Below are 12602 nucleotides of genomic sequence, written 5' to 3'. Positions count from 1 at the left end.
GACGCCCAAGGGTCTCAAATATTAAAAAAGTACGTCACTCGTATCGATAGTGACGTACTTTTTTAATACAATATCCAGCATGTAGGCATGGCACTATATAAAGAACTCATGCTTCGTTGACTGTCTCTAATACAGTGGAATGGATCCCGCGTCTTTTTGTGTTAAAGAACCAGCTGATCAATATGCATTACGAGCTTCGCAATCTCGGGCTTGCTCACTTGAGCATCGGCTCCCAGCCGCTCTCCTTTATGGCGAAGGTCCTCTGTAATTAATGAAGAAAAAATGACAACCGGCAGCCCCTTTAGCGCGGGATCCTCTTTAATTCGCTTCGTAAAATGATGGCCGTCCATTTGGGGCATTTCGATATCAGTAATAACCAGCTGCGGTCCTTCGCCAGAAGCGATCTGCCGGGACACGCTCTCCAAATATTCAAAAGCGAGCTTTCCGTTTTCAAAAAACTCAACTGATTCATATCCCGCTTCTGCCAGCGTTTCTTTCAGCAAATTGCGAAGCAAAGGTGAATCCTCCGCCACAACCAGGCGCTTGGCCGACCTTTCCCTCTCGCCTAACCGCTTGATCTGCCCAGTATGAATACCTGATTCAGGATTGATATCAACCATGATCTTCTCAAAATCCAAAAGCAAAATCATTTGGTCATCCATCTTGACAACACCAATGACCTGGCTGGCACTTCCTTGATATACATCGGATGGCTTCTCAATCGCTTCCCACGAAATCCGATGGATACGCGAAACATTTTGGACGTGAAAGACAGCCTTTTGCTGATTAAATTCTGTGACAATATATTTATCACTATCTGCCTTTTGCTGCGGGGGCAGCCCTAGTGCTCTGGCCATATCGATCACCGGAAGCACTTCTCCTCTCAGCTGAATAATCCCTTCAATGTGTTCATGGGCATGGGGTACAAAAGTAACCGGTATCGGCTGAATAATTTCTTTTACTTTCAGCACATTAATGCCGTATTTATTATTTTGCACCTCGAACTCTACAATCTCCAGCTCATTTGTCCCACTCTCAAGCAAAATTCCGCTCTCTCTACTCATTGTTTTCTTCCCCTTGTATGTAATGTTCTTTTCAATTTATTTCGGCTGATTTCATTAGTTCTTTAGCTCATTCAAGGGACTTTCTTCTTTTTCAGAGAGAGCCAGCAGCTTTTATTTTCGCTTTCTTCGGACCTGCAGCCATCCTACTTTAACAAACAAGGCAAACATAACTAGTGAAATGCCTCCCATTAAACCTAATATAAGAAAGTAGCCGTAACGCCATTCGAGCTCAGGCATATAGTGAAAATTCATTCCATATACACCTGCAATAAAGGTTAATGGCATAAAGATCGTTGTGATGATCGTAAGGGTCATCATAATATTATTCATCTTATCAGAGTTAACCGATAGGTAGCTGTCCCGAACGTCGGATGAAAATTCCCGATAGGACTCCAGCATCTCCACTAGCTTCAATAAATGATCGTATACATCCCTGAAATAAATATGATACTCCTTCATATAATCAAGCCGAGTTGAATTGAGAAGCCGGTAAATAACATCCCTCATCGGAAAGATCGTACGCCTCAGCTTAGCCAGATCGTGGCGCATAGTAAACAGCCGGTCAATTAAATCATTTCCCGGAGCTACATCCACCTCTTCATCCATGCTGTTCAGTAAGTCCTCCATTTTATATACTGGCGGAAAACAATGATCGACGCAAAGGTCTGTTAAGCGGTGGAAAATCCGGACTGGACCTTCTTGAAGCGAAGGCTGATCAGGTACTTGATCCCATACTTCATCCACTTCCTCTATGGAATGCTGTCGCACTGTCACAATCATCTGCTCGTTAATGAAAACACCAATTTCCCGGCCTTTTAGCGTTGCAGGCTCAATCGAATGAATCAGAAAAAAGGCGTAGTTTTTGTAGAAGTCCAGCTTCGGACGACCGCTTTGATTATCGAGACAGTCCTCTACAGCAAGGGGATGAAATTTAAACAAACTCTTTAAGAGGCGGGCCTCCTCAGCCGATGGATCGTAGAAGTCCGTCCAAGTCCACTTTAAATTCTTCTCTTGCTTTTCTGAAAGCGGAATGTCCGTAAGAAACTCTCCATTTTCAGTTAAAGCGCACGTTCTAATCATCTATCTCTCCACCCATTTTCGCTTTTTTCATAGGCTCTCTTTACTTTCAGTGCTACAATATAGGATATCCATAAAGAAAGGCGGCAAACTCAATGGAGCATTTAATTAACAAACAAGTAAAGAACCTTCAAATCTCTGGCATTCGCAAGTTCTTTAATTTAGTCAGCCATATGGACGATATGATTTCTTTGACCATAGGACAGCCTGACTTTTTAACGCCTGAACATGTAAAAGCAGCAGGTGCGCAGGCGATTGCGGACAACTATACCACCTACACACATAACGCTGGCTTTTTGGATGTACGGAAAGCGGCTGCAGAATATGTACATAAAAAATACAATTTATCTTATGCACCGGAATCTGAAGTCATCGTAACAGTTGGCGCCAGTCAAGCCATTGACATTACTCTCCGGACGCTGCTTTCTCCTGGAGATGAAGTCATTTTGCCTGGTCCTGTATATCCAGGCTATGAACCGGTCATTGACATGTGCCAGGCGCATGCTCAGCTCGTTGATACCCGGGATAACGGGTTCAAGCTAACAGCCGATTTAATCAGCGAGGCTCTAACCGAGCGAACGAAAGTACTGATCCTGCCCTACCCGTCCAACCCAACAGGAGTTAGTCTCTCTAAAGAGGAGCTGAAAGAAATTGCTGACCTTTTAAGAGGAAAAGACGTATTCGTTATCGCTGATGAGATTTACAGCGAGCTCACCTTTGACACTGATCATGTATCGATTGCCTCCTTCTTAAGAGAACAGACCATTGTATTAAACGGCTTATCTAAATCCCATGCGATGACAGGCTGGCGAATCGGCTTTTTGTTCGCTCCTGAGACCTTGGCAAAGCATATTCTAAAGGTGCATCAATACAATGTCTCCTGCGCCCCGTCCATCTCACAAAGAGCGGCGCTTGAAGCGGTATCAGCGGGCCAAAATGACGCACAACCAATGCGGAATGAATATAAAAAGCGCCGGGACTACATGTTGGAGCGCCTTTCCCATATGGGAGTGCACACAGAAAAACCCGATGGTGCTTTCTATATTTTTGCGAAAACCCCTTCCTGGATCAGCGACTCCTCCTTCGACTTCTGTCACAAGCTGGCCATGGAGAAGAAAGTGGCCGTTGTTCCTGGCAGTGCTTTCTCCATATACGGTGAAGGATATTTCCGTCTTTCCTTTGCCTGCTCAATGGAAAACATCGAAAAAGGCATGGACAGGCTCGAAGCTTACCTCAATGAACAGCGTACTGCCCTGGGGTAAAGCAGCCTATACAGTTCTCGACCTGTTATGATTTTGGCCTGCAAGGCTAACGCCTTGCAGGCCAGTTTTCTTTAATCCCAATACTTAATAAGTGCCTGCGTACCGCTTTCTGATTCTCCCTTTAATGACAGTTCCTCATACATCTTCTTTGCTAAAGAAAGTCCTGGCAGACGAATACCCATTCGCTCTGACTCTTCAATTGCTATTTTCATATCTTTAATAAAGTGCTTTATGTAAAAGCCTGGCTCGTAATCTTCCTTTAACATTCTTGGCGCCAAATTAGACAAGGACCAGCTGCCGGCTGCCCCGGTTGTAATGCTTTTTAATACGTTCTCTAAGTCAAGCCCTGCTTCCCGGGCGTATACTAACGCTTCACACACACCAATCATATTCCCGGCTACGGTAATTTGATTGCTCATCTTTGCATGCTGTCCTGCTCCCGCTTCGCCTTGATACACAATATTTTCTCCAATAATATTAAACAGGGGCAAGACTTTCTCATACACAGAACGATTTCCCCCGACCATGATGGCGAGCGTTCCATTTTTTGCACCAATGTCTCCACCCGACACCGGAGCATCCAATGCATCTACCTTTTTTTTCTTTGCTTCTTCATAGATTCGTACAGCTAAGCTGGGCTTGGAGGTTGTCATATCAATAACAACCTGGCCTGGCCGGCTGCCCGCTAGGATCCCTTGTTCCCCAAAGTAAACTCCCTCTACATCTGAAGGCTCTCCCACAATTGTGAACATGACTTCAGCTTCCTGAGCTGCCTCAGCCGGTGTCTGGCACCAGACTGCTCCCTCTGAAATTAGTTCTTCTGCCTTTGATTTTGTTCTTGTATAAACAAATAACTGATGCCCTGCCTGTTGCAAATGCTGAGCCATGCTTTTCCCCATGACGCCTGTTCCGATAAAACCAATCTTTCTCATAATCTCTCCACCTTTTATATTTTCTTCAAAAAAGAAAGGCCTGCTGTTTGGCAGGCCTTTAGAAAAGGGGGGTTGTGAGTGAGAATCTCCAATTGATCATGCTTGGTTATATACTTCCCCCGCTTTTGCCCCCATAAACCCAAAAAAACAACATTTTTTTCGAATTATTGATATTTTCTTTCTGATTTGTTTTGTATTTGTTGAGCGAGAAAGCCCGCCGCTTTCTCAAGTATTAAATAGAACGGATCATTCCGCCGTCTACAAGAAAGCTGCTGCCTGTCATGTATGTATTATCATCAGAAGCAAGAAAGGCAACGACCTTAGCAAATTCTTCCGGTTCCCCATAGCGGCCAAGCGGAATTTTCGCCTTCGCCTTTTCCTTTACTTCTTCTACAGTCAATCCTTCTCTCTCTGCTTTGATTTCGTCTAAATGCTGCACCCTGTCGGTAGCAATCCTGCCTGGCGCTACTGTGTTGACCAAAATATTGTACGGAGCAAACTCCTCTGCTAACGTCTTAGATAAACCGACAATTCCCGTGCGGAATGTATTCGACAAAATCAGCCCTGAAATTGGTTCTTTAATGGATGAAGAAGCGATATTAATGATCTTTCCTCCTTGCTTCTTCAAGTGTGGCAATGCTTCCCGAATCGTCCGTATGTAGGAAAGCAAATTAAGTTCAAACGCTTTCTGCCACTGTTCATCGCTCATGTCCTCGAATTTTCCTGCAGGTGGTCCCCCGGCATTGTTTACCAAAATATCAATTGTTCCGAATGCATCAACCGTTTTCTGCACTAGCGCCTGAAGATCCTCTGGCTTGGTGATATCACATACAGCATAATCCACCTTGCCCTGACCATGTTCATTTAACTCCTTTTTTACTTCCTCTAACTTGCTGCCGTCTCTGCTGGCAATCACTACATTCGCTCCTTCTGAAGCAAACTTTTCTGCAATAGCTTTTCCGAGCCCTTGACTTGAGGCAAGCACTAACGCCGTTTTTCCTGCAAATGATTGAGTCATCTTCATCCCCGCCTTTTCTGTTTTCTATTCCATTATAGTATATTTGGAATTTTCTTTCATTTAATATGCATAATAGGCAAAAAAAGAACCAGGTGATCAATCACCTGGTCAAATTGGGGGAAAAATGAGAATGAAAAGGCTTAAGAAAATCTTGCCATGTTCTGTTAGTTATTATGCCCCTTTTTTGCTTCATTAAACATCTTCCCATTCAAAAAGAAAAAAGACATTAGCTTCTTGGCTCCTCCATATACTGGTATAAAACAGAGCCTCCCCGCTGGGCGATTCCTTTAAAATGCTTAAAGTCTTTTCGTTTCGTAATCACTTGCTGGAACAGCATAAAATGCTCTTTGCTTACATGGCACTCTTTAATCTCTCTATTTTTCAGCTTTTCCAGCAGCTGTTCGACTTCATTTACGTTCATGTTATCACTTCTTTCAGAATTTTTTATAAAATGGTGCAAATCACTTTCTTTTTTTCTGGAAATAAGGCAAACTGTAAAATAACCATTTTTGTCCCTTATTATATTTCGAAAGGGATATTCCGTTCCATGCGGGTCTTCCTTTTCAAAGATTAATATAAATAATAAGGAGATTCAACAAACAAAAATCACTATGCGGACATGGAGGAGAGGGAAAATGACAAAAGCTGAAGTGGGGAACATTGTAGAATTTAAAGGTGGTCTGCAAGGACTGGTGCAAAAGGTCAATGAGAATTCGGTCATCGTTGATTTAACAATCATGGATAACTTCAGAGATTTGGATATGGAAGAAAGAACCGTAGTCAATCATAAAAACTATACGATCGTTGATGCCTCTATCAACGTATAATAGAAGCTGCCTGATACAGGCAGCTTCTTTCATTGAATCATGAACAGACTCCATAAGTTTCAGGAGATTTCCATTCTATTTTCACTGGGCTTTTGTTAAAATAAATGCGGTACAGGAAAGAAAGGAGTTTACAGGATGTCTTTGCTTAAAGATTGGCGGCTCATCTTCAGCTTAATTCTTGCGCATGTGCTGCTTTATGTTACTTTCTCGGACCGCGATATATTCTGGTACATATATACAGCTGCAAATCTCTTCTTCATTAGCTTTGCCATAATTAGCGAACCGATCGATGACAAACAACGAACAAGAAGCTACTTGAAGTATGGTGTTTTATCTGGACTTGTGCTATACGCCCTGTTTTTCATCGGGCACTGGCTGCTTCCTTACCTTCCATTTGATTGGGACCGGCAAGTTGCCAGCATTTATAATCGCTATGCACCAGAGTTTTCCTGGCATTACATTGTCTTGATTCTAGTATTTATTCCTGGTGAAGAGTTATTTTGGCGTGGTTTTGTCCAAAAGCGCTTATCTCTGTATTTTAATGACTTAGTCGCTATTGTTGCCGCTTCTTTGTTATTTGCTTCTATTTTTATTTACTCGGGCAATTTCATATGGATGGCTGCTTCATTTGCGGCAGGTTTATTCTGGGGAGCGCTGTACGTCTGGAAACGCAGCATTCCTATGCTGATTATTTCCCACCTCGTCTTTGATTTACTGTTAATTATTCTTCTACCGCTCTCTTAAATGAGTCCGTAACGGGCTCATTTTTTCATTTCCGCCATAGAAAGATAAAAAACAGCAGACTGATTAACCCGAACAACGGATATAGCCAGCCGAGCAGTGTTCCATAGGACACCTGGCTTAACAAAAAACAAGCAGCGAAGATTAGCAGAAACAGAAGAACCGGCGGCCATGACAAGTATGTCTGCATTTGCTGCTTTAGTCCGTAGGCATTGCCAATAATAGAGGTGAAAATCTCTCCATATATAAGGAAGACGTATAATACATATAATGGAGCGCTAAATTGCTCAACGACCTGGGCCATTGGGATATTATAGTCAGCAGCCCCATCCAGCTGCACGAGACTTATATGACTGGCAACCAGCAAGAAGGTTAGTCCCGCTCCCCCCAGAAAAGCCCCTTTCCTAATAATGTCCTTCTCTTTAATCTCAAAGGCGAGCGGCACTAATACCGCTTGCGCCAAGGTCAAATTGAATGCAGTGTAACTGAATGGCGCCGACCATACTTCCCACGCTTCCCCGCTTTCCCCCGCTTTCATGACATTCATAAAAAAATCATCGCTTCCTATTGCCACCCCAGCCGTATATAAATGGAAAATCACCATCATCGGCACGACGAATACGTTCACCGCCAACAGGCCCGTAAGACCCCTTCCCATAATCAGCAGCCCTGCCGCAATCGTTATTAAAATGCCAGCGTTCGCCGGCAGGCCGAGCCGCTCGTTAAACAAAGCACCCGCACCAGAAAGCATGACTCCTGTTACCCCAATCAGCATAAAGAACTGCACAACCGTCGCTGCAGTTCCAAACCTCCTCCCAAAAAGAAAGGCATTAAACTCTTCAAAGGACTTTGCCTCTAATTCAGCAGCCTTCAGCATCATTTTCATTCCAAGCAAGATAAATAAGCAGCCGCTCACTATAATAGCCAGCAGACCGTAAGAACCAAACCGTGAAAAAAACTGCAGGATTTCTTTTCCTGTAGCAAAACCTGCGCCGATAATTGTACCAATATACACGGCTGCAATCTGACAGGCTCCTATCCATGCTTTCAACCTTATCACCCGCTTTAGACATGTTAATTCACTGTATGCTTGTCTTGCCTTTTAAAGAAGCGAAAGCGTAAAAACCAATCTAACCGGCACTCTTTGCTCCTTTAAAAAACTCAAAAAAATTTTTAAAAACCCCTTGAAAGTCAAAAAAGGTCAAAGTATAATAAAGTCACAAGGTCAAAGTTAGTCAAAGTCAATAGACAACCAAATTATCTTAAGATATATCTATTTATTAAATAATCTTGATCATTAAAAAAAATGGAAAGGATGAAGTGTATGTTGTGCCAAAACTGTAAACAGCACGAAGCAAATGTCCAATTCCGCATGAATATTAACGGAAAAAGAACACAGCTTTATTTATGCTCTGACTGCTATCACAATAGAAAACATCAGATAGGAGATGGATCAATGAACTTTCAGCATAGTGGATTTCCTTTCGATGATTTAATGAAGGGCTTTGGTTTTTCCAATATGAGTGGCCAGCCGGCTGCTCCTCCGCACATGCAGCCACAGCAAGGCGGCAATGGAGGAAAAGGTAACGGATTCCTTGATCAATTCGGCCGCAATTTAACCGACATGGCGAAATCCGGTCTACTTGATCCTGTGATTGGCCGGGAGAAAGAAATTGACCGTGTCATCGAAGTATTAAACCGTCGTAACAAAAATAACCCTGTATTGATCGGTGAACCAGGTACGGGGAAGACAGCAATCGCTGAGGGTCTTGCTTTGAAGATCTCTAAAGGTGATGTGCCGGCAAAACTAAAAGGCAAAGAGGTCTATTTGCTTGATGTAGCTTCTCTTGTCGCTAACACCGGTATTCGCGGCCAATTTGAAGAAAGAATGAAGCAGCTGATTTCTGAACTGGAAACTAAAAAGGATGTTCTGCTGTTCATCGACGAAATTCATCTCATTGTCGGTGCTGGGTCTGCAGAGGGCTCTATGGATGCCGGCAATATTTTAAAACCGGCGCTTGCCCGCGGTGAACTGCAATTGATCGGTGCTACTACCTTAAAAGAGTACCGCCAAATTGAGAAAGACGCAGCGTTAGAGCGGCGCTTCCAGCCCGTACAAGTCAGTGAACCATCTGTTGAGGCAGCTATCAAAATTCTAAACGGTCTTCAAAAACGTTATGAAGATTTCCATGAAGTGACTTTCACACAAGAAGCGATTGAAGCTTGTGCCAAGTTGTCACACCGTTATATTCAGGACCGCTTCCTGCCTGACAAAGCTATTGACTTGATGGATGAGGCTGGATCCAAATTAAACTTAACGATTGATACACAAGACAAAGAAACGATTCAAGAACGCCTTTCTCAAATTGCCAAAGAGAAGGAAGACGCGTTACAGAAGGAAGAATACGAAAAAGCTGCCCAGCTGCGTGATGAGGAGGAAAAGCTTGAAGCTAAACTGGCAGGCTCCCAGGAGAAAGCTGAACGTCCAACTGTCACAGTACAGCACATTCAGCAATTAATTGAAGAAAAAACAGGCATCCCTGTTGGCAAGCTTCAAGAGGATGAACAGCAAGCTATGAAGCATCTGGAAGAGAACTTGGCGAAGAAGGTCATTGGACAAGCTGAAGCGGTTCAGAAAGTAGCAAAAGCTGTTCGCCGGAGCCGCGCTGGATTGAAGTCCAAATCCCGTCCAATTGGCTCCTTCCTGTTTGTCGGACCGACTGGTGTTGGTAAAACAGAGCTGACAAAGGCGCTTGCTGAAGAGTTATTCGGCTCTAAAGAGGCAATGGTTCGCCTGGACATGAGTGAATTTATGGAGAAACACAGCGTATCTAAGTTAATTGGTTCTCCTCCGGGATATGTCGGCCATGAAGAAGCCGGACAATTAACAGAGAAGGTGCGCCGAAACCCTTATAGCATTATTTTGCTTGATGAGATAGAAAAAGCTCACCCAGATGTGCAGCACATGTTCTTGCAAATTCTTGAGGATGGCCGCTTAACGGACAGCCAAGGACGCACAGTCAGCTTTAAAGACACTGTCATTATTATGACAAGCAACGCAGGAGCAGCTGAGAAAACCATTACTGTTGGCTTTGAAAAGAACAATGCCGTGAAAGAGAGCTCTATTCTTGATTCACTCGGCAGCTTCTTTAAGCCTGAATTCTTGAACCGTTTTGATAATATCGTAGAATTTAAAGCTCTTGGCAAAGAAGACTTAACAAAAATTGTTGATTTAATGCTTACTGAATTAAACACAGCACTTGAAGAGCAAGAGATGACACTCGAAGTAACAGATGAAGTGAAAGAGCGATTAAGCGAGCTGGGCTACCACCCTGACTTTGGTGCCCGTCCGCTCCGCCGGGTGATCCAGGAAAAACTGGAGGATGGCATCGCTGACTTCATTCTCGATCACCCAGATACGAAGCAATTAAAAGCTGTGTTAGATGGGGAAGATATTTGCATCGTCACTGCTTAATGAAAAAAGACATCCAAAAGCTAAAGCTTTTGGATGTCTTTTTTATTTGGTTTCCGCCTGATCGAGCCACTCAGCAACCGGCTGGATTGTCTTAGCCAGGCAGCCGGCCTCAAAAGGAGAGGTTAGATTGGCAAGCTTAACAATCTCAGTGAACGACAAGCTTCCTCCGACCTTACAGATGCCTACATAATCCTCCCAGGCACGCTCCTTCTCTTCTCTCATTCGCTGCCAGAACTGTAAAGCGCATACTTGAGCGAGCGTGTAATCAATATAATAAAATGGCACTTCATAAATATGACTCTGCCGCTGCCAGAAGCCGCCTGCTTCTAGATAAGATATATCATCATAATCGCGGTGCGGCAAATATGCTTGTTCAATCTCTTTCCATATCACTTTCCGTTCCTTCGGAGTTAAATCAGGCTGCTCATACACACAGTGCTGGAATTCATCCACAGCCGCTCCATAAGGCAGGAAGAGAACCGCGCCAGCCAGGTGGGCATATTTATATTTCTCCGTTTCCTCTTGAAAGAACCTCTCCAGCCATGGCCATGTAAAGAACTCCATGCTCATAGAATGGATTTCACAAGCTTCATAGGTTGGCCATAAATATTCAGGAACAGCCAGGTCACGGCTTGAATACACTTGAAAAGCATGGCCTGCTTCATGTGTCAGCACATCGATATCTCCGGAAGTTCCATTAAAATTCGAAAAGATAAACGGGGAACGGTAATCTGAAATATACGTGCAATACCCGCCCCCTGCTTTTCCTTTTTTCGCCGTTAAATCCATTAGCTCCCGCTCCAGCATAAAGCGGAAGAATTCAGCTGTCTCCCCTGACAGCTCTTCATACATTCTCTGGCCATTTTCTATAATCCAATCCGGCTGGCCTTTCGGTGCAGGATTTCCACTCGTAAACTGGTATGCTTCATCGTGAAACTTCAACTTTCCCAAACCGATTCGTTTCGCCTGACTTTCCCGCAGCTGGTTGGCAAGCGGCACGACAACCTGTTTGATTTGCTCCCGGTACCCTTTAACCATTTCTGCATCATAATCGACTCTATTCAGCCGGTAGTAGCCAAGCTCTACAAAGTTTTGAAACCCAAGCTTACGAGCAATGCCGGTACGAGTTTTTACTAACTCGTCATAAATAGTATCGAACTCGTCCTCATGGTCGGCGAAGAACTGAAAACGGGCTTCCGTTGCTTTTTTGCGTACAGAACGGTCCGGCGATTCAGCAAAAGGTTCCAGCTGCGCCAGCGTCAGCACTTCTCCTTCGAAGTTAATTTGTGCTGAGGCAACGAGCTGTGTATATTTTGATGAAAGCTTATTTTCCTTTTCCAGCAGCGGCATCACCTCTTCAGAAAATGTCTTTACCTGCGCTTCTGCCAGACGGAACAGCTGAGGCCCGTAATGGGATTCTAACTCTTGACGGAAGGAAGAGGACAAGAGCGCCTGATTCACTCGAGAATCCATTCCCTCTGCTCTCGGAGCAATCTCATCCATATACTCCTGCTCCTTCTTGTAGAAAGGGTCATTTGTATCAATCGTATGACGTATATAGCAAAGATCCATCATCGTGCTGATCCGGCTTCGAATGCGGTTGATTCGGTCTAGAATGTCTATTTGTGTCTCTAGCCTCTCCGCTTTCCCCCACTGTTCTAGAAGCATCTTTATCTCTTTTTCGGCACCATCTATATCCGGCCGTTCATATACGTAATCCTGGAATTTCATCAGATCTCCTCTTTCTTACGATAAGTCTCGAATAGATAAACCGAGCTTCTTCAGCAGCTCAATAGCCGTCTCTTTCTCCTCTGCAGATAAACTTGACAAGAGCTGATGAATGTTTTCTTCATGCCGCGGAAATACTTCCTCGATAAACTCCCGTCCTTTCTCCGTAATCTCTGCATGCGTGACCCGCCGGTCTGTGGGACAGGCTGTCCGCTTCAGTAAGCCTTTCTTCTCCAGCTTGTCCACCACATAAGTAATACTGCCGCTCGCAAGTAAAATCTTGCCGCCGATTTTCTGCAATGGCTGAGGCCCCTTATGATATAAAAGCTCTAATACGCCAAACTCCGTTGGATGCAGGCCTGTATCATAAATATATTCATTGGCCTTCTCATTCACTACTTTGTACGCTCTGGATAAGGTGATAAATAGCTTTAAAGATTGCTTCTTTTCTTCTTGATTACTCATTTGCTGCCTCTCT

The 12602-nt window shown here is 43.9% G+C and carries 12 protein-coding genes; 4 read left to right on the top strand and 8 right to left on the bottom strand.

Annotated elements, in window-relative coordinates; translation table 11 throughout:
- Window positions 1-161 precede the first annotated feature (161 nt).
- Both QY97_RS00345 and corA read right to left on the bottom strand, forming a co-directional pair.
- Window positions 162-1064 carry a chemotaxis protein gene (locus QY97_RS00345; RefSeq protein ID WP_039231782.1) on the bottom strand — a complete coding sequence of 301 codons (903 nt, stop codon included), beginning with the start codon at window positions 1062-1064 and terminating at the stop codon, window positions 162-164.
- Between the two features lie 111 nt (window positions 1065-1175).
- Window positions 1176-2144 (bottom strand): magnesium/cobalt transporter CorA, encoded by a 969-nt coding sequence (gene corA, locus QY97_RS00340; RefSeq protein WP_039231780.1) that lies wholly within the window; start codon window positions 2142-2144, stop codon window positions 1176-1178.
- Between the two features lie 92 nt (window positions 2145-2236).
- On the opposite strand from corA, the gene QY97_RS00335 reads away from it, so the two are divergent.
- Window positions 2237-3403 (top strand): aminotransferase A, encoded by a 1167-nt coding sequence (locus QY97_RS00335; RefSeq protein WP_039231778.1) that lies wholly within the window; start codon window positions 2237-2239, stop codon window positions 3401-3403.
- A gap of 71 nt (window positions 3404-3474) precedes the next feature.
- On the opposite strand, the gene QY97_RS00330 is transcribed toward QY97_RS00335, so the two are convergent.
- From QY97_RS00330 to QY97_RS00320, 3 genes are all read right to left on the bottom strand, one after another.
- Complete coding sequence (locus QY97_RS00330; protein ID WP_039231776.1) at window positions 3475-4335, bottom strand: NAD(P)-dependent oxidoreductase; 861 nt, start codon at window positions 4333-4335, stop codon at window positions 3475-3477.
- A gap of 232 nt (window positions 4336-4567) precedes the next feature.
- On the bottom strand, window positions 4568-5353 hold the full coding sequence (locus tag QY97_RS00325; RefSeq protein WP_039231774.1) for an SDR family oxidoreductase: 786 nt from the start codon (window positions 5351-5353) through the stop codon (window positions 4568-4570).
- Between the two features lie 226 nt (window positions 5354-5579).
- Window positions 5580-5774: a hypothetical protein gene (locus QY97_RS00320; RefSeq protein ID WP_039231772.1), complete on the bottom strand. Its 195-nt coding sequence runs from the start codon at window positions 5772-5774 to the stop codon at window positions 5580-5582.
- 214 nt (window positions 5775-5988) lie between these two features.
- Between QY97_RS00320 and QY97_RS00315 the strand changes: the two genes are divergently transcribed.
- Window positions 5989-6180, top strand: coding sequence for a YkvS family protein (locus QY97_RS00315; RefSeq protein WP_039231769.1), 192 nt, complete (start codon window positions 5989-5991; stop codon window positions 6178-6180).
- Window positions 6181-6315: 135 nt separating this feature from the next.
- Window positions 6316-6924 (top strand): CPBP family intramembrane glutamic endopeptidase, encoded by a 609-nt coding sequence (locus QY97_RS00310; RefSeq protein ID WP_039231765.1) that lies wholly within the window; start codon window positions 6316-6318, stop codon window positions 6922-6924.
- Window positions 6925-6949: 25 nt separating this feature from the next.
- Here QY97_RS00310 and QY97_RS00305 read toward each other — a convergent pair whose 3' ends face one another.
- Entirely contained in the window at window positions 6950-7972 is a 1023-nt protein-coding gene (locus QY97_RS00305; RefSeq protein WP_039231763.1) for a YkvI family membrane protein, read from the bottom strand.
- Between the two features lie 273 nt (window positions 7973-8245).
- On the opposite strand from QY97_RS00305, the gene QY97_RS00300 reads away from it, so the two are divergent.
- The gene (locus QY97_RS00300; protein ID WP_039231760.1) at window positions 8246-10396 is read left to right on the top strand and encodes an ATP-dependent Clp protease ATP-binding subunit; all 2151 of its coding nucleotides are present in this window, start codon (window positions 8246-8248) and stop codon (window positions 10394-10396) included.
- 42 nt (window positions 10397-10438) lie between these two features.
- On the opposite strand, the gene QY97_RS00295 is transcribed toward QY97_RS00300, so the two are convergent.
- Together QY97_RS00295 and QY97_RS00290 are read right to left on the bottom strand one after the other, a co-directional pair.
- A complete protein-coding gene (locus QY97_RS00295; protein ID WP_039231759.1) occupies window positions 10439-12127 on the bottom strand; it encodes a M3 family oligoendopeptidase in 1689 nt (562 codons plus the stop codon).
- A 15-nt stretch (window positions 12128-12142) separates the two neighbouring features.
- Window positions 12143-12589, bottom strand: a complete 447-nt coding sequence (locus tag QY97_RS00290) for a MarR family winged helix-turn-helix transcriptional regulator (RefSeq protein WP_039231758.1) — start codon at window positions 12587-12589, stop codon at window positions 12143-12145.
- Window positions 12590-12602 lie beyond the last annotated feature (13 nt).

Origin of the sequence: Bacillus thermotolerans, from assembly GCF_000812025.2 — a bacterium.
GTDB lineage: Bacteria > Bacillota > Bacilli > Bacillales > Domibacillaceae > Quasibacillus > Quasibacillus thermotolerans.
This window is presented reverse-complemented; position numbering and strand designations above follow the sequence as displayed.

Excerpts from the sequence above, each read along its gene's own strand:
- QY97_RS00325 (WP_039231774.1), bottom strand. The coding sequence starts at position 5,353 with ATGACTCAATCATTTGCAGGAAAAACGGCGTTAGTGCTTGCCTCAAGT.
- QY97_RS00345 (WP_039231782.1), bottom strand. The coding sequence starts at position 1,064 with ATGAGTAGAGAGAGCGGAATTTTGCTTGAGAGTGGGACAAATGAGCTG.
- QY97_RS00335 (WP_039231778.1), top strand. The coding sequence starts at position 2,237 with ATGGAGCATTTAATTAACAAACAAGTAAAGAACCTTCAAATCTCTGGC.
- QY97_RS00330 (WP_039231776.1), bottom strand. The coding sequence starts at position 4,335 with ATGAGAAAGATTGGTTTTATCGGAACAGGCGTCATGGGGAAAAGCATG.
- QY97_RS00315 (WP_039231769.1), top strand. The coding sequence starts at position 5,989 with ATGACAAAAGCTGAAGTGGGGAACATTGTAGAATTTAAAGGTGGTCTG.
- QY97_RS00300 (WP_039231760.1), top strand. The coding sequence starts at position 8,246 with ATGTTGTGCCAAAACTGTAAACAGCACGAAGCAAATGTCCAATTCCGC.
- QY97_RS00295 (WP_039231759.1), bottom strand. The coding sequence starts at position 12,127 with ATGAAATTCCAGGATTACGTATATGAACGGCCGGATATAGATGGTGCC.
- corA (WP_039231780.1), bottom strand. The coding sequence starts at position 2,144 with ATGATTAGAACGTGCGCTTTAACTGAAAATGGAGAGTTTCTTACGGAC.
- QY97_RS00290 (WP_039231758.1), bottom strand. The coding sequence starts at position 12,589 with ATGAGTAATCAAGAAGAAAAGAAGCAATCTTTAAAGCTATTTATCACC.
- QY97_RS00320 (WP_039231772.1), bottom strand. The coding sequence starts at position 5,774 with ATGAACGTAAATGAAGTCGAACAGCTGCTGGAAAAGCTGAAAAATAGA.
- QY97_RS00310 (WP_039231765.1), top strand. The coding sequence starts at position 6,316 with ATGTCTTTGCTTAAAGATTGGCGGCTCATCTTCAGCTTAATTCTTGCG.